The 26,470-nt window shown below is 52.2% G+C and carries 24 protein-coding genes; 3 read left to right on the forward strand and 21 right to left on the reverse strand.

Translation table 11 applies throughout. The features are described 5' to 3' along the window. Positions 1 to 5: 5 nt before the first annotated feature. From NR121_RS12235 to NR121_RS12300, 14 genes are all read right to left on the reverse strand, one after another. Entirely contained in the window at positions 6 to 1,676 is a 1,671-nt protein-coding gene (locus NR121_RS12235) for a putative polysaccharide biosynthesis protein (protein WP_256831253.1), read from the reverse strand. A 19-nt stretch (positions 1,677 to 1,695) separates the two neighbouring features. Further along, on the reverse strand, positions 1,696 to 2,181 hold the full coding sequence (locus tag NR121_RS12240; protein ID WP_054817072.1) for a DUF456 domain-containing protein: 486 nt from the start codon (positions 2,179 to 2,181) through the stop codon (positions 1,696 to 1,698). A gap of 30 nt (positions 2,182 to 2,211) precedes the next feature. After that, complete coding sequence (locus NR121_RS12245) at positions 2,212 to 2,955, reverse strand: Cof-type HAD-IIB family hydrolase (RefSeq protein WP_054817071.1); 744 nt, start codon at positions 2,953 to 2,955, stop codon at positions 2,212 to 2,214. Between the two features lie 17 nt (positions 2,956 to 2,972). Beyond that, complete coding sequence (gene asnB, locus NR121_RS12250) at positions 2,973 to 4,853, reverse strand: asparagine synthase (glutamine-hydrolyzing) (protein WP_054817070.1); 1,881 nt, start codon at positions 4,851 to 4,853, stop codon at positions 2,973 to 2,975. 234 nt (positions 4,854 to 5,087) lie between these two features. After that, positions 5,088 to 5,876 carry a flagellar motor protein MotB gene (motB, locus tag NR121_RS12255; RefSeq protein ID WP_062406717.1) on the reverse strand — a complete coding sequence of 263 codons (789 nt, stop codon included), beginning with the start codon at positions 5,874 to 5,876 and terminating at the stop codon, positions 5,088 to 5,090. Further along, the gene (motA, locus tag NR121_RS12260; protein ID WP_054817069.1) at positions 5,860 to 6,660 is read right to left on the reverse strand and encodes a flagellar motor stator protein MotA; all 801 of its coding nucleotides are present in this window, start codon (positions 6,658 to 6,660) and stop codon (positions 5,860 to 5,862) included. The genes motB and motA overlap by 17 nt, the downstream gene beginning before the upstream one ends. 321 nt (positions 6,661 to 6,981) lie before the next feature. Continuing rightward, positions 6,982 to 7,866 (reverse strand): metal ABC transporter permease, encoded by an 885-nt coding sequence (locus NR121_RS12265; protein ID WP_062406715.1) that lies wholly within the window; start codon positions 7,864 to 7,866, stop codon positions 6,982 to 6,984. Next, the gene (locus tag NR121_RS12270) at positions 7,863 to 8,831 is read right to left on the reverse strand and encodes a metal ABC transporter permease (RefSeq protein WP_054817068.1); all 969 of its coding nucleotides are present in this window, start codon (positions 8,829 to 8,831) and stop codon (positions 7,863 to 7,865) included. Before NR121_RS12270 ends, NR121_RS12265 begins: the two co-directional genes overlap by 4 nt. A 5-nt stretch (positions 8,832 to 8,836) precedes the next feature. Next, positions 8,837 to 9,604, reverse strand: a complete 768-nt coding sequence (locus NR121_RS12275; RefSeq protein WP_062406714.1) for a metal ABC transporter ATP-binding protein — start codon at positions 9,602 to 9,604, stop codon at positions 8,837 to 8,839. Between the two features lie 40 nt (positions 9,605 to 9,644). Then, positions 9,645 to 10,607 (reverse strand): metal ABC transporter solute-binding protein, Zn/Mn family, encoded by a 963-nt coding sequence (locus tag NR121_RS12280; protein WP_137669846.1) that lies wholly within the window; start codon positions 10,605 to 10,607, stop codon positions 9,645 to 9,647. Positions 10,608 to 10,806: 199 nt separating this feature from the next. Further along, positions 10,807 to 12,861, reverse strand: coding sequence for a peptidoglycan D,D-transpeptidase FtsI family protein (locus tag NR121_RS12285; protein ID WP_062406712.1), 2,055 nt, complete (start codon positions 12,859 to 12,861; stop codon positions 10,807 to 10,809). Positions 12,862 to 12,928: 67 nt separating this feature from the next. Next, the gene (locus NR121_RS12290) at positions 12,929 to 13,642 is read right to left on the reverse strand and encodes an HAD-IA family hydrolase (protein WP_062406710.1); all 714 of its coding nucleotides are present in this window, start codon (positions 13,640 to 13,642) and stop codon (positions 12,929 to 12,931) included. A 115-nt stretch (positions 13,643 to 13,757) separates the two neighbouring features. Continuing rightward, positions 13,758 to 14,915 (reverse strand): transglutaminase domain-containing protein, encoded by a 1,158-nt coding sequence (locus NR121_RS12295; protein WP_074727322.1) that lies wholly within the window; start codon positions 14,913 to 14,915, stop codon positions 13,758 to 13,760. A 40-nt stretch (positions 14,916 to 14,955) separates the two neighbouring features. Beyond that, on the reverse strand, positions 14,956 to 15,390 hold the full coding sequence (locus NR121_RS12300; protein WP_054817167.1) for a hypothetical protein: 435 nt from the start codon (positions 15,388 to 15,390) through the stop codon (positions 14,956 to 14,958). Positions 15,391 to 15,637: 247 nt separating this feature from the next. Between NR121_RS12300 and NR121_RS12305 the strand changes: the two genes are divergently transcribed. The 3 genes from NR121_RS12305 (at position 15,638) to NR121_RS12315 (ending at position 19,573) form a co-directional block, all read left to right on the forward strand. After that, a complete protein-coding gene (locus NR121_RS12305; RefSeq protein WP_062406699.1) occupies positions 15,638 to 16,801 on the forward strand; it encodes an MFS transporter in 1,164 nt (387 codons plus the stop codon). Between the two features lie 551 nt (positions 16,802 to 17,352). Beyond that, positions 17,353 to 18,957, forward strand: a complete 1,605-nt coding sequence (locus NR121_RS12310; protein ID WP_062406695.1) for an S-layer homology domain-containing protein — start codon at positions 17,353 to 17,355, stop codon at positions 18,955 to 18,957. A gap of 256 nt (positions 18,958 to 19,213) precedes the next feature. Beyond that, entirely contained in the window at positions 19,214 to 19,573 is a 360-nt protein-coding gene (locus tag NR121_RS12315; protein WP_054817066.1) for a toprim domain-containing protein, read from the forward strand. A gap of 18 nt (positions 19,574 to 19,591) precedes the next feature. Here the strand turns inward: NR121_RS12315 and NR121_RS12320 are convergent, their stop codons facing one another. The 7 genes from NR121_RS12320 to ureC all read right to left on the reverse strand — a co-directional run bounded on the left by NR121_RS12320 (position 19,592) and on the right by ureC (position 26,468). Beyond that, the gene (locus NR121_RS12320; protein WP_062406693.1) at positions 19,592 to 20,518 is read right to left on the reverse strand and encodes an AEC family transporter; all 927 of its coding nucleotides are present in this window, start codon (positions 20,516 to 20,518) and stop codon (positions 19,592 to 19,594) included. A gap of 36 nt (positions 20,519 to 20,554) precedes the next feature. Further along, positions 20,555 to 21,163 (reverse strand): SCO family protein, encoded by a 609-nt coding sequence (locus NR121_RS12325; RefSeq protein ID WP_062410815.1) that lies wholly within the window; start codon positions 21,161 to 21,163, stop codon positions 20,555 to 20,557. Positions 21,164 to 21,249: 86 nt separating this feature from the next. Next, positions 21,250 to 22,185, reverse strand: coding sequence for a heme o synthase (cyoE, locus tag NR121_RS12330; RefSeq protein WP_074727325.1), 936 nt, complete (start codon positions 22,183 to 22,185; stop codon positions 21,250 to 21,252). A 274-nt stretch (positions 22,186 to 22,459) separates the two neighbouring features. Then, entirely contained in the window at positions 22,460 to 23,302 is an 843-nt protein-coding gene (locus NR121_RS12335; RefSeq protein WP_054817065.1) for an urease accessory protein UreD, read from the reverse strand. Beyond that, positions 23,295 to 23,957 (reverse strand): urease accessory protein UreG, encoded by a 663-nt coding sequence (gene ureG / locus NR121_RS12340; protein WP_062406687.1) that lies wholly within the window; start codon positions 23,955 to 23,957, stop codon positions 23,295 to 23,297. The genes NR121_RS12335 and ureG overlap by 8 nt, the downstream gene beginning before the upstream one ends. Before the next feature lie 52 nt (positions 23,958 to 24,009). Beyond that, complete coding sequence (locus NR121_RS12345; protein WP_054817064.1) at positions 24,010 to 24,711, reverse strand: urease accessory protein UreF; 702 nt, start codon at positions 24,709 to 24,711, stop codon at positions 24,010 to 24,012. Positions 24,712 to 24,746: 35 nt separating this feature from the next. Continuing rightward, positions 24,747 to 26,468 (reverse strand): urease subunit alpha, encoded by a 1,722-nt coding sequence (gene ureC / locus NR121_RS12350; protein ID WP_306274489.1) that lies wholly within the window; start codon positions 26,466 to 26,468, stop codon positions 24,747 to 24,749. Positions 26,469 to 26,470 lie beyond the last annotated feature (2 nt).

Genomic DNA, 26,470 nt, shown 5'->3' on the forward strand with positions numbered 1-26,470 from the left:
TTCCTTTATCCGCGATCACTCTGACGGTCCCGGCCCGAGCGCCCAAGAATCGGCCCGGCCAGCTTACGCAGCGGACCCGGCAAATGCTGCAGGTCTTGAACGGTCATCACCCGGGTCAGGAACAACAGAACGGGATATGCGGCGCCGGTTACTCCAACGATCAGTATCGACTGCACCATAGCGTCCCAACGTTCGCTGCCGAACGGGTGAATGTAGCTGCGGCTCACCGCATCCAGTCCGATACCCAACAGCACAATCACCACAGCAACTACAGCCAGACCCGCCCAGCGGCGTAAGCTGAAGACACGGAAACGAACCGTTCTGCGCAGCATCTGCAGGCTGATGAACGTCATGACGATGAAGCAAAGCGCCGTAGCGGCAATAATTCCGTATATGCCGAACAACGGAGCCAGCGTGAAGCTTGCGATCAGCTTCACGGCAATACCTGCGACGACACTGAACACCAGCACCTTCATTCGGCCCATACCCATCAGCACGGCGCCGGAGGTTTGCATAAGGATTTGGAACATCGCGCTTACCGTCAGTGCAATGATGATTGGTGCCGCATATTCTTCAACGACAGGCGATCCGGTTGGATTGCCGAAAATAAAATGGTTAAGCGGGCCTGCTGCGGCACAGATCACCAGCACCATCGGCAGACCCGACAGGATCGAAAGCTGAAGCACCTTTGATGTCTGTCCCTCCACCTGCTTCATATCGTTTTGCGAGTAGGCCGAAGAGATAATCGGCACAATGGATTGACTGAGCGCAATGGCGAGAATGATCGGAATACCGGCCAACGACTGCGCCCGCCCTACGAGTATTCCTAAAATTTCCTTCGCGGGCAATTCTCCGATTTGATCCCTCAAAAGCAGCGTCACGATCGAAGCATCAATCGTGTAAATCAGCGTGACCGTCATGGAGAAAATGACAATCGGTACGGATAATCTAAACAGCTGCGCATAGATTTTTTTGAACGTCAACGGTTCGCCCCGGTCTGGACCGGGCGCTTCGGCCCTCTCCTCCAGCCGCTCTTTGCGGTCGCTCCGCTTAAGACGAATGGCGTAGTACAGCATCACGGCGGCAGCTGCGATGCTTCCCATCACGCCGCCGAACGAAGCGCCGGCGACGGCATACTCCAAGCTGTGGCTGAGAAGCAAATACGCCAACAGCACCGACGTGGCTACGCGAAAGATCTGCTCGATAATTTGCGACATCCCGTTAGGCATCATCATCCGCCGGCCCTGGAAATAACCGCGCATAATGGCGATGAGCGGAAACAGCAGCAGAGCCGGCGCGATCGCCTGAATCGGCAGAGCCGCTTCCGGGTTGGCGATGCTTTTAGCATAATAAGGCGCCCCTGCATACAGCAGTACCGTCATCACGATGCCTGCGGCGGCTGCGAACACCAGCGCAGCCTTATAGATCCGGTCGGCCTCCGCGTGCTGACCGAGTGCCGTACGCTCGGATATCATTTTGCTCAGCGCACTCGGAATCCCTGCCGTAGCCACGACCAAGAGGACCGAATACAGATTGAAGGCGATCCCGTATGCCGCCATCCCGATGTCCCCGAGCAGGTAGACCAGCGGGATGCGCTGCACCACGCCAAGAGCCCTGGCCACCAATGCAGCCAGGGTCAGGATCAGCGTTCCTTTGACTAACGAATCTTTAGACAAGACGTTCCCTTCTTCCCCGTTAATACCTTAGTACCCATACGATAAACAGAATGATCATCAGCAGCTGAAACGCTACCTTGACCACCAGGCCTGAGAAAAAGCCTACCACAGCCCCGATACCCGCACGGAAAGCCTGCCGCAGTTGGGTGCCTGCAACCAGCTCGCCGATCAGCGCCCCAAGGAATGGGCCGATTAAGAGGCCTGCTACAGGAATGACGAACGGACCGATCAAAAGTCCGATCGTACTGCCGACAACGGACGCGCGGGAGCCCCCGAACTTCTTGACTCCCAGTGCGCTAACCGCATAGTCGGCCACCATCAGAACAGCCACGATCGTGGTCTGTATGAGCCAAAACCATAGTCCGAACGGCTCAAATCCAATCATCCAGCCATATACGAAGAAAGCCGCGTAGATGGCCAGTGCGCCCGGCAGCACCGGATATACCGCTCCGGCCATCCCGACTGCAAATAAGATAATGATGATGATCCATGCTGCAACCGTCATCGCGCGATCTCCTTCCTTCCGGACTTTAGCCTATGTTAGAGCGTACTGCCTAATCGCTTGGGCGACGCCATTCTCTTCATTCGTTAACGTCACGGTGTCGGCCAAAGCTTTGACCTCATCTTGCGCGTTGCCCATCGCGACGCCAAGTCCGACCTCTTGAAGCATCACCGCGTCGTTCAAGCTGTCGCCCATCGCCATCACTTGAGACATATGGATTCCAAGCAGCTCACACACCCGCTTTAATCCGCTGGCTTTGCTGATGCCCTTCGGATTAAGCTCCAGATTCCATGGGTGCGAATTCGTAATCTCCAACTGGTTCCACGAAGCAAGCTCTTGACGGATAACTGCAAGACTATCCTCATTTTCCGTATAAAAACCGAATTTCAGCCACTGCTTCGCATCGATCTCTGATTCGGGCAGCCAACGTTCTTTATTATAGATGTCACCGACACAGTACGCCCAAAACCACGTATCGTAGTAGGCCGCCAGCTTATACATACGCCGAATAAGGCCGGGGTCGACAACGTGACGCTCCAATAGCTTCCCCGGCGCCTTCCACACCTCGCTCCCGTTTACGGTCACCTGCGGCGATCCGAGTGCGAGCTCCCGCACGTACTCTTCCACATTCTGCACGCCCCGTCCCGTAGCAAACATCACGGTAATTCCGGCGTCCTCCGCCAACCGGATGGCTGCCTTGTTTTCCTCCGATATACGTTTATCATCCGTTAACAGCGTTCCATCCAAATCGAGCGCAATCAGTTTGTAACGACTCATTTGGCTCCATCCCCCCTTTACAACGCATGTGCCAATGCCGGGCCCGTCAGCTCTTCCACATACGTTGTATGCCAAAGCGCGAACATATAAATGGTCCATATCCGGCGCGCATAGTCCCCTTGACCGTTTTGATGGTTTTTCAGCATCGCCCGTACCGTATCGATGCGGATGTAATCTTCAATGCCGCTGCCGGCGATCTGCTCCATAATGACATGACCTTGAGGACCTTTCATCCAATCCCGCATCGGAACCGGGAACCCGAGCTTCGGCCGGTTTAGGATGAAGTCCGGAATGATCCCTTCCATCGCTTTGCGGAATATGTACTTCGTCGTCCCTTCCGCTATACGGTATTTGGCCGGAATACGGCGGGATACTTCATAAAGCTCCACATCGAGAAACGGCACGCGAAGCTCCAATGAATGAGCCATGGTCATTTTGTCCGCCTTCATCAGGATATCCCCGGGCATCCACAGATTCATATCGATATACTGCATCCGGGAAACCGGGTCCAAATGCTTGCTTTTATCGTAAAATACTTTGGCAATCTCCAAAGGATTCCGGTAGCTCCTAAGCATTTCACGGTCCGCCCGCACCACTTCCGCTTTCATGTCCTCGCTGAAAATTTTGGCGTTGCCCAGGAACCGCTCCTCCAGCGGGGTCGTACCGCGAAGCAGGTAGTTCCGTCCGTAAAGGCCCTCCGGCAGCAGTCTGGCCAATGCATGCAGCAGCCGTTTAATCCCTGCCGGCAACCGTTCGACCGGGGCCAGCGACTGCGGCTCGCGATAAATCCGGTAGCCGCCGAACAGCTCGTCCGCTCCTTCCCCGGACAGCACGACGGTGACGTGCTCCCTTGCAAGCTGCGCGACATGATAGAGGGCGATCGCCGACGGATCGGCGACAGGCTCATCCTGATGCCAAACCGCCTTCGGCAGGGTGGCGAAATAGTCCTGTGCCGTAATGATTTTAGCGTAATGCTCCGTGTCGAGCGCCTGTGCGGTTTGTCTGGCGATCACCGTCTCGTTGTTCGCCCCCTCAAAGCCAACGGAGAAGGTACGGATCGGTTCGATCCTGCGCATATGCGCCGCAATCGCCGTCGAATCGATACCGCTGGAGAGGAAGCAGCCGCGCTCCACATCGCTTTGCATATGATGAATAACCGAATCCTTCAAAGCCTCCCGAATCTGCTCAACGCCATCGGCGAGCGTAAGCTCCTCATTCGGTTCCAGCATCGGATCCCAATAGGGGCTAATCTTCATCTCGCCATCAAAGGTCACGGACACGGTATGGCCAGGGGGAAGCTTATAGATCCCCTGAAACATCGTGGTCGGCTCCGGAACGTATTGGAACGTCAAATAGTTCAGCAAACTCTCCGTATGAATGGCCCGTTCCACCCCGTCGGCCGCCAGAATGCTTTTGATTTCCGAACCGAACAGAAATCTCTTGCCGTCGTTATAGTAGTAAAAGGGCTTGATCCCAAAATGGTCCCGCGCACCAAACAGCCTCTTTTTCCGGCGGTCCCAAATGACAAAGCCGAACATCCCGCGCAAATGCTTCACGCAATCTTCCCCGTACTCTTCATACAGGTGGACAATAACCTCCGTATCGCTGTGGGTTTTGAACCGGTGCCCCCTGGATTGCAGCGTATTGCGCAAATATTTATAGTTATAGATCTCGCCGTTAAATACGATCCATACCGTCTCGTCCTCATTGGCCAGCGGCTGGTGTCCTTCACTCAAATCAATGATCGACAAGCGGCGAAAGCCCAATCCGATCCGGTTCTCGGTCCAAAATCCAACATCGTCCGGTCCCCTGTGAACGATAATATCGGTCATGCTTTTCAGCATGGAAGGGGCCGGTTCTCGGTCTTCAAAGTATAAAACGCCGGTAATTCCGCACATATGATTCCAAATCCTCCTCAAAAGCTCGCCCTTTTGGCTATAAATGATCATGCAGAAAGGCGCTTTTCATCATCCGATACAACAGTATACCATATTCGTGGTGTCCGCAGGAAATGAGATGGTTTGGCGGCAAAAAGCATATTCCTCCCCGCACATGGAACCATACAGTCTATGGCCTATGAAAAAAAGCATCCGCGTCCTCCGGCGTCGGAGCGATGCAGATGCTTTGTTTATTTACCGGGCGGAAGGAGCTCCGGTCGGAGCCGGGTCCGTATATTTGCGAAGGATGGATACCTCGACCCGGCGGTTTTTGGCGCGTCCTTCTACCGTATCGTTCGTATCCACAGGCCGGTATTCGCCATGCCCTACGGCACTGAAGCGCCCCGGATCAAGGCCGGGATTCTCAAGCATAACCTTCATGAAATTAATCGCCCGATCGGAGCTCAGATCCCAGTTTGACCGATACTTCCAGTTATTGATAGGCAGATTATCCGTATGCCCGGAAACCACAATCTCATACCCCGGATACTGCTGCAGCATCTTGGAGATGTTGATTCCCAAGTCACGTGCAGTTGTCTTCACTTCAGCGCTGCCTGAATCGAACAGCGCATTATCGCTGATGGTAATCAAAAGCTGCGAGTGATTCAGCTTCGTATCCAATTGGGTAGAAAGGTTGTTTTCTTTAATATACTGGTCGAGCTGCCGTTTCAGCTTCTCCATATCTTCTTGCTCTTGTCTTATCTGCTCTTGGTGTTCGGTCTGGCTGCCGGATGTCGGGCTCTGGCTCGGAGAACTGGGCATCGGGATGGGAGTTATACCGCTATTCTCAAACATTCCCATACCGCCGCTCAAAGCGATTTGAAAAGCCTGGCTCATTTGTTCATATTTCTTGGCATCCACGCTGCTCATAGAGAACAGCACGATAAAAAGCGCGAGCAGCAAGGTTAAAAGGTCGGCATAAGGGATGAGCCAGGATTCGTCGATATGCTCCTCGTGCTGATGGTTCTTATGCTTTTTCTTCACCGCCGTCCGCCCCTTTCTCCGACAACTTCGCACGTTCTTCAGGCGTCATAAATACGGACAGCTTCTGGCCGATGGCGATCGTAGATACACCCGACTGGATCGATAAAAGGCCTTCCACCATCATCAGCCGGATCTCCACTTCGCGTCGGGATAATCTTTTGAGCTTGTTGGCTATAGGATGCCATAACACATAACCCGTAAAAATACCTAACAGCGTAGCGACGAATGCAGCGGCAATAGCGGCCGACAATTTGGTAATATCGCTCATATCCGCCAATGCGGCAATCAAACCGATAACCGCACCCAATACGCCTAGTGTCGGAGCATATGTACCTGCTTGAGTAAATATCATTGCACCTACACGGTGCCGCTCTTCCATGGCCGAGATATCTTCCATGAGCACATCATGCACAAATTCCTGGTCGTTACCGTCAATGATCATCCTCATCCCGTTTCGTAAGAAGGGATCCTGCATTTCGTCCACTTTAGACTCTAAAGCCAGCAACCCTTCACGGCGTGTGATCGAAGCCAGCTCTTGAAACAACAGCAGCAATTCTTCACGGGATGTCAGCTGCGGTTTAGTGAATACAAGCTTGATTAATTTCGGGAATTTCTTAAGCTCAGACATCGGAAAGGCTATGAATAACGACGCGGCCGTCCCGATAATAATGATCACGAAAGCGGCAGGATTAATCAATGCCCCAACCGGTGCATGCTTCAGCGCCATACCTCCGATAACAGCTACCAGACCAAGAACGATTCCGATTATCGTTGACTTTTCCATTTGCCCACTCCTTACAATATTGAAATACCGCTTATGATGCTCACTAAGAGGAAAGGACGGGCCATCTCATATCTCGCTATTTTTCGACATTTTTATTGCGCACCGTGCCTTACAATCTAGCATTTTCATCTTTTTCTAGTATAAATTAACTATATTTATTAATCAATAACATTTGTAACGTTGTTGTAATGATTTTATAAAACAAGCGTTGTTTTGTGGCAAACGCCCTTTCGCTTCCCAATAGGAAGTCGGAAGGGCGGCGTACACAAAAAGCCGCCCGGCGGTATGCCGCCGGACGGCTTTTCTGCATGCAGTATCGAATTATAAGGCTTCCTCCGACGAAATCCGCTTTTGTTTCAGCTTCGGCCACACGACGCCATGCGTTGGAGAAAGGAGCAGAACGATCACAAACAGGATGCCCGCTACCGTAATCATGCAGCCGGCAATCGACGCATCCAGCAGTACAGAGCCATAGTACCCGATGACCGCACTGAGCGACCCCAGCCCCATACTGTAAAAGATCATCCGGCTGAGCCGTTCCGTCAGCAGATAAGCCGTTGCCGCCGGAACCACCAGGAGCCCCACCACCAGAATGGCGCCTACACTCTCGAAGGAAGCCACGGTCGTCACCGATACCAGCCCCATGAGCAGATAATGAAAGAGTGCGACCGGAATCCCCGCCGCAGCCGCCATGGCCGGATCGAAAGCACAGATTTTGAACTGCTTATAAAAAAGACTGATCAGCACGCAGCTAAGCGTCAATACGCCACCCAGCACCCACACGGCCCTCGGACCGATATCTACGCCACCCACCGTAAGACGTTCCCAAGGTACGAACATGATCTCGCCGAACAGCACATGATCAAGGTCCAGATGAACCTGCCGGCTGTACATGCTGACCAGCACGACGCCGACGGCGAACAATGCGGTAAATACGACCCCGATGGCGGCATCGGACTGCACGCCGCTCTGGTGAAACCACTGAATGAGATAAACGGTGATAAGTCCGAAAACCGCCGCGCCAAGCATCATGATCAGGGATTCCTTGGTTCCGCTAAAAAGGAAGGCAATCACGATGCCCGGCAGTACAGAGTGACTGATGGCATCTCCGATCATCGCCATTCGGCGCAGAACCAGAAAGCAGCCGAGAATACTGCAGGAGCATGCTACAAGCACCCCGGTGAGAATGATCCAGAAGTCATTCATGCCTGCCCCTCCTTATGCTTGGCTTGCTCCGCTCCATGAAATCCGCTCAGCCTCGGTTGATGACTCAAATCGCCGAGCACGCTCCGCTTCACCGCCAGCCGCTCCAATAATTTGGACAGGATTCCCCGCCGCGGTGCGAACAGTACGGACACGACGAACAGCAGCGTCGCCGCCAACACGCTGAGCGGGCCGGTCGGCAGGTTGTTAGCCGTACTGCTGACCAACGTTCCGACAAAGCCGCTGACCGCCCCGAAGGCGCCTGAAAGGACAACCATCCAGCCGAGCTTATCCGTCCAGTACCGCGCGGATACCGCAGGGGTGATCAGCAGTGCGGACATCAGCACGACACCGACAGCCTGGATGCCAATGACGACGGCTACGACAATCAGGAACATCATAAACTGGTCGAGAAAGGCAACCGGCAATCCGATCCCTTTGGCAAAACCTTGGTCGAAGCTAAGCAGCTTGAATTCTTTGAACAATAACATACAGATGAAAACCAACGCCAGCGCCACAAGCCCCATTGTGATGACATCAGACAAAACCATAGAGGCCGCTTTACCGAACATAAAAGTATCCAGCCCGCTTTGATTGCCGTTGCCGCTCTGCTGAATCTTGGTCAACAGCACGACGCCGAGACCGAAAAACACGGAAAGTACGATACCCAGCGCCGAATCCTGCTTGATTCGTGTATTACGGGTAACAAAGCCGATGCCGAATGTGGCGATAATCCCTGCCGCCACCGCACCGATCAGGAAGAAGAACATCGATTTGGAGCCGGTCAGCATAAAGGCGATACATACGCCGGGAAGCGCCGCATGCGCGAGAGCGTCACCCATAAGACTCTGCTTCCGAAGATAGGCAAAGCTTCCCAGGACGCCGCTGCTCAAGCCAAGCAGTATGCTTCCCAGCAATATCCATTGCATATTCGGATCACGAAAAAGCTCCAGCACATGTGTCCACATTCCGTTCACCTCGCACTCACAAAGATGGCATCGTCGCTTCGGTTCAGCAGGGTCAGTCTGCCTCCGTACGTCCGCTGCAGGTTTTCTTTTGTAAATAGCTCGTCGGCAGGGCCGATTCCCATCAGCTTGACGTTCAACAGCATGACCCAGTCAAAATATTCTTTGACCGTCGATAAATCATGATGCACGACAAGCACCGTTTTCCCCTGCTTCTTCAGTTCGTTGAGCAGGGTAATGATCGCTTTCTCCGTCGCTGCATCCACACCGACGAACGGTTCATCCATAAAATACAGCCGTGCGTCCTGAGCCAATGCCCTGGCAAGAAAAATGCGCTGCTGCTGTCCTCCGGACAGCTGGCTGATTTGCCGGCCGGCAAAATCGGCCATACCTACCTTCTCCAGGCACTCCAAAGCAATTTGCCTTTCTTTCGACCCGGGCCGTTTAAACCAGCCCAGGTGCCCGTAGCGCCCCATCATCACGACATCCAGCGCACTGGTCGGAAAGTCCCAATCCACCGACTCCCTCTGCGGCACATATCCGACAAGTTTTCTCTGCTCCCGATACGGTTTTCCATATATGGAAACGTCCCCTGTCAAACGGGGGATGAGCCCAAGAGCCGCTTTGATGAGCGTCGATTTGCCGGCGCCGTTAGGTCCGACAATACCGATCAGCTTGCCTTCAGGAATGTCGAAGGTAATGTTCTGCAGCACAGGTTTTTTCTGATAGGCGACCGTCAACCCTTTGATGGATAAAGGCCGATGCTGCTCTTGCATACCGCTCACTCCCTTGTATAAATCTTCCATCGAAAATGTTTTATTTTAACGCTTTTACGATCGTATCTACATTATGTCGCACCATCCCGAGGTATGTTCCTTCTGGGGTGCCTTCTTCGCCCATGGCGTCAGAGAACAATTCACCTCCGATCCGGATGTCGTGTCCCTGTCTCTTGGCTCCTTCGATAACCGCCTCAATCGATTTCTTGGGCACACTGGATTCCACAAAAATGGCTTTGATCTTATTGGCGACAAGATAATCCCTCAGCTCGCTGACATCCTTGGAGCCATATTCCGATGCCGTATTCATTCCCTGCAGCCCTCTAACCTGAATGCCATAGGCTTTGCCGAAATATCCGAAGGCGTCGTGAGCCGTCACCAGCACACGCTGCTGCTCGGGAATGGTCGCTATCTGCGTCTTTACGTATTGATCCAACTCTTCCAGCTGTCTGATGTAAGCCTCCGCATTATTCTTGTAACTGTCGGCATGCGCGGCATCCAGCTTCACAAGCTCATCGCGGATCGTCTCCGTTGCACTGATCCAATGCCTGACGTTAAACCATACATGCGGATCGTGCTCCATTCCCTGATCATCGGAAGCAAGCAATTCGGATTCCGCAATGTTTTTCGTAACCGGGACCGTCGGCTTGGATTTGGCCATTTGTTCAAAAATATCAATCATTTTCCCTTCCAGATGCAATCCGTTATAAAAAATAAGTTCAGCCTGCTCCAATTTCCGGAGGTCGCCTTGGGAAGCTTTGTATAAGTGCGGGTCTACACCGGGCTGCATCAGGGCCTGCGCTTCTACGTGCTCTCCGCCTACCTGCTTCACCAGATCATGAATCATGCCGGTTGTAGAGACCACCTGAATTTTTCCGCCCGCCGCAGCATTGCCCCCAGTTTCCTTCGGGGCTCCGCAAGCGGCCAAGGCTATAGCCAAGCCCAAGAAAAGCAATGTCATAATGAATCTTTTGAATGATGACATCGATATTTTCATTTTCATTATGCTCTCTCCAATCTTTCTTATCCTATTTCGCATTTATCCATTATAGCGCCCAATTGTTGCCTTGGTTCTTAAATGTTGGGTGGGACAATGTTTTTTGCCTATCAGACTATATTTTTATTATACACAAATAAGTTTTCCTTGTGCAACATTTTCTCAAAAAAGAAATCTCCCATAAAAGGGAGATGCCGAAATGGTTTTATTGCTGCGCATTTGCAGTCCCTGTAGGTCCCTTAGGCACACCGTCAAGACCATATTTTTGATCGTAAGCGTCGAATATTTTGCGCGCAATCGGTGCGGCGCCGTAAGCACCATAACCGCCTTCGGGCACGACAACGGCGACCGCAAGCTTCGGTTTATCCAAGGGAGCGAAAGCAATAAATACGGCGTTATCGACTTCCTTGCCCCCGACGACCTGTGTGGACGTACCGGTTTTTCTTGCAAACTTGTAAGGGAAATCCGAAAAGCCTTGTACGCCGACGTTCTCCATCCCTTTGATTACCGCATCCCAATACGCCTTGGGGAATTCGCTTTGATCCAGCACGACCTTTTCATTGAATTCTTTTACCAGCTGCCCTTCGTAGGTTTCAATCCGGTCTACAAGCAGCGGCTGCAGCCGCTGTCCGCGCGTAGCCAGCGTCGTTGCATACTGTGCCAGCTGAAGCGTCGTGTATTTTTCATTTTGGCCCCAGGAGGCAAAAACCATACGCTGCTGCGGGCTTTCTCTTGTGTTTGTTTTATACTCGCTTAAGCCCTCGTATTCCTTGGGCAATCCGCTTCCCGTCAATACCCCAAGACCGAACTTAGCCAGATATTGGTCCCAGATTTCGATCGCTTTGTTACCGTTTCTCATATACAAAGCGTTGCCGATCATCGCAGACATGAACGTGTTGGACGAATATTGAATGGCTTGCGTAGCGTTGATCAGTCCCCAGGCTTTACCGTCGGAGTTACGCAGTCTTGCGCTGTTGTCTCTCCCGTAGGTGAATACACCGGTATCGGGGTACTTGGTGCTTGTCGTGAATAGCCCTTCGTTTAACCCGATCAGAACCGATAGCGGTTTAATAACCGATCCCATATAAACGATGGAGGTCGGATGCTTATCCCGCTCTTCCTTGGTCGGATAATCCGGATAGGCCGTTGTAATCGTTCCGTTATTCACGTACGGTTGTATCCGGTCATACTCGCTTTGCGGAATGCCTCCTGCCCATACGCTCGGATCATAATCGGGCATGCTGGCCATGGCGACGACTTTTCCCGTTTCAACCTCCATGGCGACGGCATATCCGGCAACCGCATTTCTCCCTTTGGCGATATAAGGGTTAGCGCGGGCTTCCGGACTCTTCAAATATTTGATATGGTCCATAATCGCCTGCTCTGTCGTCAGCTGAACGCTGCGGTCGATAGACAGGAAAAGATTGTTGCCCTTGACAGGCTTGGTGATCTCTACGGGTCCGATAATTTTGTGCTGGGCGTTAACCGGATAAGATTTCATCCCGTTCTGTCCCCGCAGCTGCTCCTGATACATGAGTTCAATGCCGTCATAACCGACGTATTCCGTATCCATGTATCCTTCCGTCTTCGTTTTGTCCTTATAGAAGCTTAATCCGTATTTCGCTTCCCTTGCTCTGGAGAAGGGACGCATATAACCAACCAGCTGCACGGCAATGGTCTCCTGGTCGTAAAGCCGGATGCTTTCCTCCATGATTTCGATCCACTTCAGCTCATCCCGGTGCTCGAGAATGTAGGCCATTTCGTCCGGCGTCAGTCCGGATTTGATGCGCCGCGGAACCGAAAAGTAGCTTGGAGCCGTCACTTTGTTCTTGTTCAGGTCATACCCCACATCCATCTCAATGATGATATTTTCCGCTGTCATCTTCGGTGCGTCGGGGCTCCCGAATTTGGCGAAAATATCGGCCAGCTTATGGGCAAGTGCAATGACTTCGTCCTGCGGCTGGTCCTGCTCAATGCGAAAATAGAGCGATTGCGTAGAAGTGGTGTAAGCGATCGGCGCTCCCATCCGGTCATAGATATTGCCGCGGATTGGCGGGATCGGCGTATTCGCTTTGTTGATCTTCGCTTTTTCCGCCTGCAGCTCCTTGCCTTCAACGAATTGAAGCATCGCCAGCCTGACGATCAGTACGGAAAACAGGAAAAAAGTAAAGAAAAAGAACAGATTGATGCGAAATGTAAAATTGCGGCGTTTGCTGATTTCCTGTTTTTGCGGGTCATCCATCCCGATGGGCTTTTTCATTTCCTTTGGTGCTCCTTTGCTTTGCTCCATTGCTTCTTTGCTGTATAGTGCTTTGCAGCTTGCGAACCTAAAGCAGCTCGCGGAGAGAATATATTCCGTCACCGGTATGATAGTCGTATCGCTTAATTTTGACGGCATCGATGCCTGCCTGCGCAGGGGCCCAAATATCATTCAAATCGTGATCGCCTACATAAAGAACGTCCTCTGCAGCGAGGCCCGAACGTTCCAGAGAAAGGCGGAATATCGCCGGGTCCGGCTTCTCCAGGCCGACCTCCGTAGACACGATGACCGGATCGAAATAGTGCAATATGCCTTTATGCTCCAAAATGGAACGCAGTGTCGGGGCGAAATTCGATATAATGCCGAGCCGCAGGCCCCGATTCTTCAAAGCCGCCATACATTCCTTCACATCTTCGAACAACGCGTAGTGCTCAGGCGAAGTGAACAGGTCATAAAGCTCGTGGCAGCAAGCATGGATCTGCTCTTCCGTCCAGCGCTCTTCTTCTACGCCCAAATGCTGCAATATGTAACGGTACAGCTTCATCCAGAAAGCACGATCGGACTCAGGCGTACAAACCTCGAACGGATCTATCTGTTTTCCGTAATAAAACAGACGAAATGCCTCGGTAAAAAGTTCACCGATTCGTTCTTCCCCGCGATGAAACGAACGGCTTGCCAAAAACTGCTGCATAATCACTCTGGCAGCCGGGATCGTCAATAATGTATCGCCCACATCGAAAAAAACGGCCTTATACTGATCCAATGTTTTGTGCGGCAGCATTTTGACGCCCTCCTGTTTAGTTTGAGCCTTCCGTTACAAGTGTACCACAAACTTCTCTTATGAAAAAAGCCGAAGAAATCGTCCGATCGGCGATCCTCCGGCTTGATATGGATACTTAACTATCCTTGATATGCGTTTCGTGAAAATTCGGAGGGTTGAACCAATTTCCTCCGCTGGCCACCCACGTAGAGTCGAGCGGCACCCATTCCTTCTTCTCCGACAAGAATACCTCGTTCCAGGCGTGCGGCCCATAGCCGCCGCGGCCGTCATAGCCGAGTCCCGTAACCACCTTCACGTCGAGCCCCACGGACCTGGCCATAACGGCGTACAGTCTGGAGAAATCGATGCAGACCCCTCTTCTGGTGCTAAACGTATCTGCGGGCGTCTGCTCCTTCCATATCCGCCGCTCCTCATACAAACGTACCTTATCCCAGTCATATTTGATACGCGTTCCTACCCAACGGTACAAAAGTTTGGCCTTTTCTTCATCCGTCTTGGCATTTGCCGTTACATGCCTGGCAGCCTCCGCAATGTCATTCGGAACGGCCGCATCCACCAACTCATATTTTCGCTGCAGGATGTTGGTGAATTCCTCCTCAACCGCCCGTGTAAATACGGGAAGCCGGCTGGAGAAGAAATCGCCTGTAACCGGCTGAATCACTTCCTTGGCGCCCTTCTGATATAATAACGAATCTTGAATATACCCGGAAATCGGAGTTTGCGGAAACAGTGTCGTAACGATAAAGAATGCGGCAATCATCAGAAGACTGCGCCCCAACCCGGTTACTGCTCCGATGATGCTGCCGATCAAACTGCTGAACAGCGTGGGAGCGGTGCGCGCATCTCCTTCGGGGCCCAACCGCCGCCGCTCCGACATCCACAGGTTTGCCAGCGGGTCGATGATCAGGCAGACCAGCTGTTTGGCGATGCCGTAGCCTAATACGAACAGCACGCTAAACCTGAGCAAGGAAAAGTCTCTTACTCCGGTAATCACGGTGTAATAAATCTGCTCCCAAAATCCCAGCTCCCGTTGAGGAATCTGCAGCCCGAGCCCGACAAGCCAAGCCTGAAACCGGGGCGACAGCCAAGAGGCCAATTGCCAAGCCGCATACAGGCTTATCAGGATAACGACCCCTTCAGTCACCATCACCGCCAAATGTCTGGCGGACGAGGAAGCGCCGCGGTAAAGCCCCTGAATGACCGAAACGATAAAAGTGGCCGCAATGAGTACTGTGATCAGATTAATTGCCGTAAGCTGTTCCAGACCGTTCAAACGCACTCCCTCCTTCCGACCTGAGGCTTAAACTCCGGTATTAAAGTCCTGCGTTTTTCTTTGCCTGTTCAATGAGCCCCTTGGTGAGATCATCCAGTTTTAACGTAAAGGTCTGGTTCATAAAGGTCACTTGGACGCTATTCTCGCCAAGCTTGCCGTCCAGCCTCACGCTCTTGGTTGCGACCGTATAAGAACCGTCCGGGTTTTGTGTGTATTTTGCGTCCTTGGCTTCCTCCGTTATGACTTTCATCGCCTGGGCCTTGGCTTCCTCCGCGACCTTGGCGCCCATCGTCGAACCAAGCTCCAGCAGCTGATCTTTATAGCTTGCCCCGTAGAAGAACAAGCCGGCCAGCAGCGCCAGCACAATAACCCATTTTACAACCGTCTTCACCACGGCTACAACAATAAAAAGTACTATCAGCGCCCCTAAGATGACAAACCAGCGCTCCGCCAAAAATGTCGAAATAAAATCCATCCCGTTGCCCCCTTCATTCCTTGCGTCTCTTTTAGCCATCATAATGTCGGACTATTTCCTCATCATACACCAACGGTCTCTTTTTCTTCATCTCTTTTTTTACGCAGTTGGGCGAGCTTGCGTTCCATCTCGTCTCACAACTGGCCGGAGTTCCAAAATACTTGTACTATCCGTTTTACCCCGAACGTAAACGTATAGAGTGACAGGCTGAGGGACAGCCACTTCTAATCGATGCGAGGTGATTTCAATGAAAACCGCCGTATGGCTCTATCTGTTCATGTTCGTTGCTTTTTTCGATCTGCATGCGCAGTATCCGATCCTCTCCCCGTTCGCCATCTCCCTCGGTGCAGCACCGTCCTTCATAGGCTTGATCTTGGGCGTCTACTCCATCACACACTTGCCGGGAAACTTGATTGCCGGTTATGGCGTCGATCGTTACGGCAGCAAGGGTTTTATTGTATTCAGCCTGATTGTAGCAGGAATCGTGCTGTTGATTCAATCGCGTGTGACCGACCCGTGGGAGCTCTTGATCATCCGTTCCATCAGCGGCTTCGTACTGGCTTTTCTATCCCCTGCCTGTTTGTCTCTTCTTGCCAAAATCGCCAAGGACCGGGTGCAGCAAGGCAAGCTGATGGCAGGCAACGGCATGGTTCATACGTTTGCTTCCGTACTCAGTCCGGCCGCAGGAGCCTATCTTGTCGCAAAATTCGGATTTGCCCAGTCCTTTACGTTTCTGGGTTGGGGTCTCATTATCACCGGAATTTTGGCATGGATCGGCGTGAATGAAAAACAGTACAAACAAACGGCAGCCAAGCTGTTTCCTCAAGGCAGAGACCATCTTGAAGGCCCGCTTCCGGAAATGGCCCAGGGAGGAGCCGGCACGATTCCATGGTTGTTTTACGCTGTGCCTTTAGCCATTTCCTGCTCCCAGGGAATCCTGTTTTTCGAGCTTCCTCTCATGAAAGAGACGCAAGGGTCCATTCTAACCTCGGGCGTATTTTTCTCTCTGGTCAGTCTGGGCGCGCTGGTGACGCTGAGCATGCTGTTTTTGAGCCGGATATCTCCCGTACTGCGTACATCGCTGGGCAGCCTGGCTCTTGCGCTCATTTTTTTCGGCATGTCGGTCCATTGGCCGCTGCCCATGCATGCCTCGCTGTTCCTGATCGGAATGGCAAAAGGCGTCATATTCCCTGCGATCGCTTCCGTGCTTGCTGCGGTCACCAGTTCCAACCGTTACGGACGCGTCTTTTCGCTGCTGTCGATTTCCTACTCCATCGGCGCTTTTATCGGCCCTCTGGCAGCAGGCTACATTCGCACGTACATGTCGCCTTATTTTATCGCCTTCCTCTGTTTGATGCTGGCGCTTTCCGTCCTTCCCTTTCGTGCGTTCGCCTCTCCGCTCAAAGTTTAATACTAGCAGCTTGCTGCATTTCCGCCTCTTAGGAGACCGTATTCATACGTGTATTCCAATAAAGGACCGTCCGTCAAGCGGATGGTCTTTAATACTATAACGGTAAAATGAATCGGACGACCGTCTTTGCCACCGCTCGGCAAAATCCGCGATAGGCATTGTTTTTCGCAGCATCCTGTTTCAAAAGGCAATTCCATTATCGGGCCTGCGGATCACATCCGCCTATTTTTCGCTACTGCAGTCCCGAATTGATGGTTCATTAGTCCGTATTTCAAAAAACAGCGCAACTTTGTATGCGTTTCCAACGTTAAAGGGAGAGCTAAATGGTTCCATGGGGACCGGTCCAGTCCGATCCGGGTAAAAACATAGGAATGACGGACCTGACCGCCCCCTAGTTTTGGCCAAACGGACATAAACTCAGATGTCTGTTTCGAACCCTTTGTAATGGGATTTTAGGAAAACAAGGAGGTGAATTGCACCGCGGGATGAAACCTGCTCACTGCAATACCCGTTCTCACTATTTGCAAAATCTGTAAGGGAGTGATAACCGCATGAAGCCTGCTGTTCTTCAAAAAGCAGCCCAAGTAACCGCGACGATGCTGATCATCTCTATCCTGATGCCAGTGCTTGCTTTTGCGGCTTCAGGATTCCAGGTTGGTACGTATCGCAACGGTTCGGTATCCGGTTCGGTATATACCGACGTGTATGAACCGGGTGTTACCCCTACCGTATACGCGTATGATCCGAGCGGAAAACAGATTGGTGTCACCACCGCTACATACAGCGTATATGACGACGTGTACGGCAGATATCACTACAACTTCAATCTGTCTAACCTTGGTAATTTTAATTACATTAATCTTTACGGTCCTGTAGGCTTTACGGTCAATGAGTCCGTATATCAAACCGTTTACCGTGATACGAGCGACGATGATTCCGGATCAAGCCCTGGCGGTGGCGGCGGTGGGGGAGGCGGCGAAAGCACAAGCCCTTCCGGGAACATCAGCGTTCCAGCTGACGGTTCCGTTCATGCCGACCAATTGAAAAACTCGTTCGATAAGTATGACACGGTGACGTTGACATTGAACGGGACCTTTGTGCTGGTTCCGGCAAAAGCACTGACAAGCTTTACAGCGAACCCCAAGAAGCTGCTGATCGTTAAAAATGACAACGGCTCGTACAACATTCCGTTGAATGTGCTGAAGCTGGAGGACCTTGCAGGCAAGGTTTCCGTTGCCGTAAACGATTTGAACATCAAGGTAAGCATTGCCCGGGCCGAACAAGCGCTGATCGACCGCGTAGCCTCTGCGGCGAATGCGATTGGCGGCAAACTGGTAAGCCCTGTGGTGGACTTCAACATCGTAGGTCAGGGCAGCAACAACCAAACGGCGGCGCTTGACTTGGGCAACCATTATTTAAGCCGGATTCTTCCATTGAATAAAACGGTTGATCCATCCAAAACGACCGGTGTGCTGTTCAACACGTCGGCGAACCGGCTGAGCTTCGTTCCAGCTCTATTCTCAGGCAATCAAGCTGTTCTGAAACGCAACGGCAGCAGTATTTACGCGGCCATCGAAATGAACAAATCCTTTAACGATATTTCCGGTCACTGGGCGCAAGGCTACATCCAGTTGCTGGCGAACAAGCTGGTGGTTGACGGCGTAACCAATACGACCTTTGAACCGGAGCGCAGCATTACCCGTGCAGAATTCGCGGCGCTCGTTGTCCGGTCCTTGGGTCTTGAAGCTACCGGCAGCGGCAGCAGCCCGTTTAGCGACGTGGCTTCCGGCGCTTGGTATTCCGGCGTCGTAAAAGCCGCGGCAGCCGCCAAGCTGATTGACGGCTATGAAGACGGCACGTTCCGTCCGAACGCTACAATCAATCGTGAAGAGCTGGCGGCGATGGTTGTTCGCGCTCTGGCCTATGCTGGCGCGAAGCCGGCCGTTTCCGAGCAGAGACAGGCTCAACTGCTCGAGAAATTCGTCGACTCCCATACGATCGTATGGGCAAAAAATGAATTGGCGACAGCCATTGAAGCAGGCATCGTCGACGGTATGACGGAGAATACGCTGGGCGCCCGTGAACAGGCTACCCGCGCACAATCCGCTACCATGCTGAAACGTTTGCTCGAAAGAGCCAACTTCATCAACAAATAAATTACACAAATAACCACTCTCCAAAAACAAAGACCTGGCTGCTGGCGGCCAGGTCTTTGTCTTAACCCGAATCTGGAATATTTTTCCTATATCAAAAGACCTGACATCAAGTCAGGCCTTTTCTGCACGCTATAAAAACGGTTGCTTGTCTCCTTCTACTTTTCCCGGGAAATAACGACACGGGTTTGGACAGGGAGCCAAAAACAGATATACTACAATTACAGAACACCTCATCACCTTGAAACGGAGGGATTCGATGTCTATCGCCATTATCGTGGAGGGAAAAAACGACAAAAACAGACTTAAGCGTCTGTTGACGGACGACATTCTTATTGTTTGCACGTTCGGTTCGCTCAACACAGAGCGGCTGGAATCTCTAACAAAGAAAATTGGCGACCGATACGTTTATTTGTTCACCGATAACGATTCCTCCGGCAAAAAAATTCGAGCCATTCTAAGGGATGTGTTTCCCGATGCGGAGCAAATTTACACAAAACGCGGCTATGCCGGCGTGGAAGGGACGCCTGACGAATATTTAATTCAGCAATTGGAAAAGGCCGGGCTCGATGAGTATATCGTGTATCCGCCCACAATCCCTGGCTCTGAAAAGTTTTAAACCAAATCTTCCGCCTCATTATGTCATAAAGCTAATAAAATAAATAACGGAAGTTACCGTGAAAATACTAAAGACCGTCGATGAAAAGACCACTTGTGAAGTAAACTCAGGCTCGTTGTCGTATTCAACGGCGATCAGCACACTGCTTAGCGAAGACGGCACTGCACACGAAAGGACCAGCGCCTGAGCCATCACTCCCTCGATCCCCATCGCCATAACGATTCCAAAGCCTACGGCGGGTCCGATCAGCAGCCGGAGCACATTGGCCAGCATGACGTCCGAGAAATTAAGCTCCCACTTCATGCTGCCAAGCTGAACACCCAATGTTATCAAAGCCGTGGCAATAAAAGCATTTGAGATATAATTGATCGGTGCATAGATCGGTCCCGGTACGGGAATATCCAATCCTTTCATTAAAAACGCCAAGGGAATGATATAAATGACCGGAAGCGTCATAATCGTTCGAAGCGTTTTTCTCATATCGTTGCGCTTCGAAGCATTAACGGAGTAAATTCCATATGTATTCGGCAGCAAGCTTTGCATCATCATGATGATAATTTGAATCGACAGCGTAAAAGGGTCCCCTACAAACACAAGTTGATTGAGCGGAACCCCGTAGTTTGCGCTATTGTAGAAAATAACGGTATTGCGCATGGCCGGGATCATGCCCCCTTGGTAGCGGCGGAGGCGGATCACGATCTCGGCCAGGATAAACATCAATGCAAAAAACAGAAAGAAAAAGAGCAGCGTTTGCCCTAGTATGACTAAAGATATCGATGATTCGTAAAGCATTTTAAAAATAATGGCCGGTGAAAACAAATAAAAATTCAGCTTGGAGAGCGTCTTGATATCCAGCTTGAATGCGCGGTATAAAACAACGCCGATCGCGATCATCACCGTTAATGGAACGACGTTGTTCAATAAAATATACCAAAAATAACTCATGCAGGCGCTGACCCCCGGTGCCCTTCCATAAATGGCTTACTTATCTTTACTGATTTGGATCAGGTCGTCAGCCACTTTTTCTATATCCAGATTCTCATCATGACCGCTGTAGTAGGTACGGAGGTCGCCTTTACCGTCCACCAGCAAAAATAAGTTGCCGTGCGTATAGGTCTCGCCCCCCGGATCCTTAACGACCATCACGCCATAATCGCTGGCCAGCTTGATTACCTCATCCTGGTTGCCGCGCAAAAAATACCAGCCCCGGTAATCTGCGTGGTACCGCTGCGAGAATTCTTTTAAGCGCTCAGGCGTATCTCTGTCCGGATCGAATGTAATCGACATAAGAACCGTTTTGTCCGGAAAAGCGCCCTTCTTGATCAGAACGTCCTGAATCTTGGAAAGCGTATAAGTTGTCGGAATACATACATCCGGACAGGTGGAGAAATAAAAATAAATGAGCTTCGCTTTTCCAGCCGTATCCGCCAGCGAGACCTGCTTCCCATCCAGATTTTCCAGCGTAAATTCCGGCGCTTTTTTGAGTACGCCTATTTCTTGCTCCGGCCCTTTGAGCAGCATATAGGCAAAGGTAGCGATCAGGCCGATCAATAATACCACAACGATGATTTTAAAGCCGTTTTTTTGCATGATACCCACCCTTTCTTCTATAAAAAATAAATCCCAGGCCCCAGGTGCCATGGGATTATAACTTCAACCCAGTACGTATATGACGATTACGGTAGAGGGGTCGTGCTGATCACCATTGCAATAAACAACAGGATCAAATAATTAATGGAGAAAATAAACGTTTTTTTCGCCCACTGCACTTCGTCTTCTGCCTTAAATCCGTTCAGGCTTATAAAAGCCCAATACAGCCCCAAAACAGTTGCAGCGTAGAAATAAAGCGACCCGACATAACCGAAAAGATAGAGCAGCAGAGAAAACGGAACGAGCAGGACGATGTAGCGAATCATCGCCATCTTGGTAATATACGTCCCTTTCACCACCGGAAGCAAAGGAAATCCGGCAGCGCGATACTCTTCCATCCGACGGATGCCGAGCGCCCAGAAGTGCGGCGGCTGCCATAGGAACAAAATGCCGAACAAAACAATAGCTCCGGCATCGAGCTGCGGGTTGACGGCGCAATAGCCGATGACCGGAGGAACCGCTCCGGAGAAGCTGCCGACAACCGTACTCCATACCGAGGTCCGTTTAAACCAGGCCGTATAAATCCACACGTAGACGAACAGTCCGATGAGACCAAGCAGCGCCGCGATCGGATTAGCCAAAAACCAAAGCACAGACAGTCCGATGATTCCCAAAGTGATGCCGTACCACAGTACCGTTTGAGGAGAAATCCTTCCGGCAGCCAAAGCCCTCTTCTGCGTCCGTTCCATTTTGGTGTCCATATCGCGATCCAGATAGTTATTGAGCACACAACCGGAAGCCATCACGAGCGCGGTTCCAAGCAGTGTGAATATCAGTTTCATCCAATCGACATGCCAGCCTGATGCGACCCAAAAACCGCCAAAGGCCGTAATGGAGTTGGAAAACAATATACCCGGCTTGGCCAGTTGAACAAAATCCTTCCAGCTTGCAGATTCGCTCGCCGGTGATTCAACCGCAGCAGCCGCCTCCGTACCCAGCTCCAAGGTTACCTGTTCCTTCACTTGATTAAACCTCCTCGTGCGAAGAGTCTTTAGTGAGTCCTTGATTCTTCACGCATAAACATCCCCTTAATAATAACAACCTGCAGACCAATTGACAACAAACAGACCCAGGTGTTCAAAATATTGTCGAAACCGGCGAAGGGTAGAATATTTTAGTACCGGGAGGAAAAAATCAAAAAGGGGTATGGCTAACAAAGGAAAATAAAATGGAGAAAAGGAGACGGCATTTGCACCATCTCCAGGAGTAAAAGAACTATAAACAAGCTACGCCCTATCACTTGGGAACGAACAGCGGATTTCGGTTGAAAACTTCTGAGCGCAGGAAGGTCCACGCTTCCTTAAGCAGCGCTTCGATTTCGTAGACGCGAACCCCAAGCACGCTGACCGCTAAGCCGAATTTGTAGGTCAAGCTTATGCCGTAGTATAGCCCGGGGCGCAAGGAATCTTGCTGTGCCAACCGTTCGCGCAATGCTTCTGCCACGTTTGCGTTGACCCTTTCCGAGAATAAATACAGCGTTCCCGTATGAGTGTGAGAATCCCAGCGCGCGATTTGCCGCGGTACTTGCAGCTGAGGCTCCACACGCTGCTTCGTGCTGAAAATTAACTCGTTTCCATACCGGACCGTCAATCGGCTCTGATACCGCTCATAATGAAACACTTCTCCGCGATGCGTCCGGCCCGGGCAAACGATATCACTAAGGAATAAAGACGCTCCCTCTTCCATCTGAACCGTCATGTCGCTCGCAAACGATGCATCCTTGTACAGCATCAAGGGCTCAGGCATGTACTCCACGTAAGCCCCGCGGTGAAGAGACAGGCTCTGGCTCTGTGCACTCGGGTTCAGTCGGGTGCCGCCGTCCTTCTTCGAAGGATGCACCTTCGTATAAGACTGATTCGTCACGAAAACATTCGTGTTCTCGCCGAATCGCCAAACCAGCTCATACCGGTCCCCCGCCATTACGCCGGGAGACGCATCCATGAGGTATACACCAAGCTGCCCTTCGAACGGGAAGGTTTTGGCAATTTTTAACGGATAAGCATGGGTATGGCGTTGAAGCTGCGTGCTTCCGCCTTTCGCCGTAAATTCGGCATTAACGGAACCGGTCACCTCAGGCATGGCTGTATTGATGCTCGACCCAATGGACGATGTCGTCCAGCCCTTGGCCGTCGAACAGATTGGAGAACACGAACGGCTTGTCGCCGCGCATCCGGATCGTATCCTCCTCCATCACCTTTAATGAGGCGCCTACGTGAGGGGCCAAGTCAATCTTGTTAATGATCAGCATATCCGAGCGGATGATGCCGGGTCCGCCTTTGCGCGGAATTTTCTCTCCCTGCGCCACGTCGATAATATAGATGAAGCGATCTACCAGTTCGGGGCTGAAGGCCGCCGCCAGATTATCCCCTCCGCTTTCGATGAAAATGATATCGAGACGGGAAAACCGGCGTTCCAGTTCTTCAATCGCTTCAAAATTCATCGATGCATCTTCGCGAATCGCCGTATGCGGGCATCCGCCCGTTTCCACGCCGATAATACGTTCGGGCGGCAGCGCCTCGGAACGAATCAGGATGTCTGCATCTTCCTTCGTATAAATATCGTTGGTGATGACCGCAATGCTGTATCGTTCGTTCAGCTTTCTGGCAAGACGCTCTACAAGCGCCGTTTTGCCGGAGCCGACGGGACCTCCGATTCCGATCCGCAGCGGACGCTCCAAGGACCTTTTCTCCGGCGTTTCCCAATGATGGTGATGATGCGCTCCTCCCTGACACATAGCAAAGCCCTCCTTCAAATAATAAGTAATGGATATATCGAATATCATGGCATTAAGACATGAACAACCGCGAATACAAGCTCTCGTGACGCATCATGGCAATATCCGCATAAGGAACGCTTCCGAAGCCGTCCTCTATCGGGTCCAGCCTCTCACACTGCCGCCAAGCCGCCTGAATGGACGGAACCAACGCTGCGAGCAGCCGCTGACCGTCCGTTTGACCGATGGACATCAGCCGCAGTCCGCTGTTGATGCAAGTCATCACGGAAGCGTATAAATACCCTTCAGCCGCCATGGTCAGAGGAATCCCAAGCCGCAGGCTGATCCAACCGTGAATGAGCGGATGGGTACCGATGCACTTCCCCGACGTGACAGCTTCATTCAGCGGCTCCCACCCAAGCTGCGGATACATAGCACGGACGAGCTGATACAGCCTGCGCCCCATTTTGGCTGCGCCGTCCCTCGTCTCCATCGCTGCCCGCTGGACATGCTGCGTCTTGTCAACGAGCCAAAGCTCCTCCCAGCGCTGCTCAGGGGCAAGCGTGTAGACGGCCTTGACGGCTAACGCATCAACCGGCGCCCAGCTGTGAAACAGCATGCTCTCAATGTACTCCTGCAGCTGGTGCAGTCCTGCGATTCTGCCCTCCTGCACCATCGTCTCCAAACCGAACGAATGGGAGAACCCCCCGATCGGCAGCGCCGAGTCCAATAGCTGCGTATAGGCAAGCCATGATAATGTCTGGCTGTTCTCCATGCCGCGGCTGCCTCCTTGCTCATAAGCCTACATGATTAAAATAAAAAGTAACGCTGTGCCATCGGCAGCTCGCTGACGGGTTCACAGCTAATGACTTTCCCGTCGACCTTCACTTCATAAGTCTCGGGATTGACGTCGATCAAAGGGGTTTCACCGTTGTGAATCATATCCCTTTTGGTAATGCTGCGGCAGCCGCGCACCGGCTCAATCCGCTTTTGAAGACCGAGCTGATGATGCACTCCCGCATCGTAAGCCGCTTGGGAAACGAACGTCACGCAGCGATTCAGCGCCCGGCCGTAAGCACCGAACATCGGCCTTCCGAAAACGGGCTGCGGCGTAGGTATCGAAGCGTTCGGGTCACCCATTTGCGCGTAAGCGATCATCCCGCCTTTCAGCACCATATCCGGCTTTACGCCGAAGAATGCCGGGCTCCACACCACCAGGTCCGCCAGCTTCCCGGGTTCCACCGAACCGACCAAATGCGAGATGCCGTGCGTAATCGCCGGGTTGATCGTATACTTGGCCACATAACGCTTGATGCGGAAATTATCGTTGTCCTTGGGCGAAGCATCCTGCTCGCCCGGCGCGGCCAAATATCCGCGCTGCTTCTTCATTTTGTCCGCCGTCTGCCACGTCCGGGTGATAACCTCGCCCACCCTGCCCATAGCTTGAGAATCCGAGCTAATGATGCTGAACACGCCAAGATCGTGAAGAATGTCTTCGGCCGCGATCGTTTCCGGCCGGATTCTGGAATCGGCGAAGGCGACGTCCTCGGGAATACGGCTGTCCAGATGGTGGCATACCATCAGCATGTCGAGATGTTCTTCCACGGTGTTCACCGTATAGGGACGTGTCGGGTTAGTGGATGAAGGCAGCACGTTCAATTCAGAAGCGATGCGGATGATATCCGGCGCATGGCCCCCGCCCGCGCCTTCCGTATGGTACGTATGAATGGTACGTCCGCCGATCGCCTTGATCGTATCTTCCACAAATCCGGATTCGTTGAGCGTATCCGTATGAATCGCCACCTGAATATCGTAGCGGTCGGCTACGTTCAGGCAGGCGTCGATCGCAGCAGGGGTCGTTCCCCAATCTTCATGTAGTTTGAGTCCGATAGCTCCCGCCTCCACCTGCTCGATCAAGGGCCCGGGAAACGAGGCATTGCCTTTGCCGGTAAACCCGAGGTTCATCGGGAACGCCTCCGCCGCCTCAAGCATCCGGTGCATGTGCCATGCGCCGGGCGTGCACGTCGTGGCGCTCGTCCCCGCCGCAGGCCCGGTGCCTCCTCCGATCATGGTCGTTATTCCTGACGCCAGCGCCGTCTCGATCTGCTGCGGGCAGATATAATGGATATGCGTGTCGATGCCGCCGGCCGTGATAATCTTGCCTTCGCCCGCTATCACTTCCGTCGAAGCCCCGACAATCATGTTCGGATGCACACCATCCATCAGATCCGGATTACCCGCTTTGCCTATGCCGACAATGACGCCGTCTTTGATCCCGATATCGGCTTTCACAATCCCGCTGTGATCAATAATCACCGCATTCGTAATGAGGGTATCGAGCACCCCTTGATTGCGCGTATGACGGCTCGATTGCCCCATACCGTCGCGGATCACTTTTCCCCCGCCGAATTTGCATTCCTCGCCATGGACGGTGAAATCGCGTTCAATTTCCGCCCACAGATCCGTATCCGCCAGCCTGACGGCATCCCCGACGGTGGGGCCGAACATGAGGGCGTACGATTTTCGATCCATCT

Origin of the sequence: Paenibacillus sp. Pae15, assembly GCF_024519685.1 — a bacterium.
GTDB lineage: Bacteria > Bacillota > Bacilli > Paenibacillales > NBRC-103111 > Paenibacillus_G > Paenibacillus_G naphthalenovorans.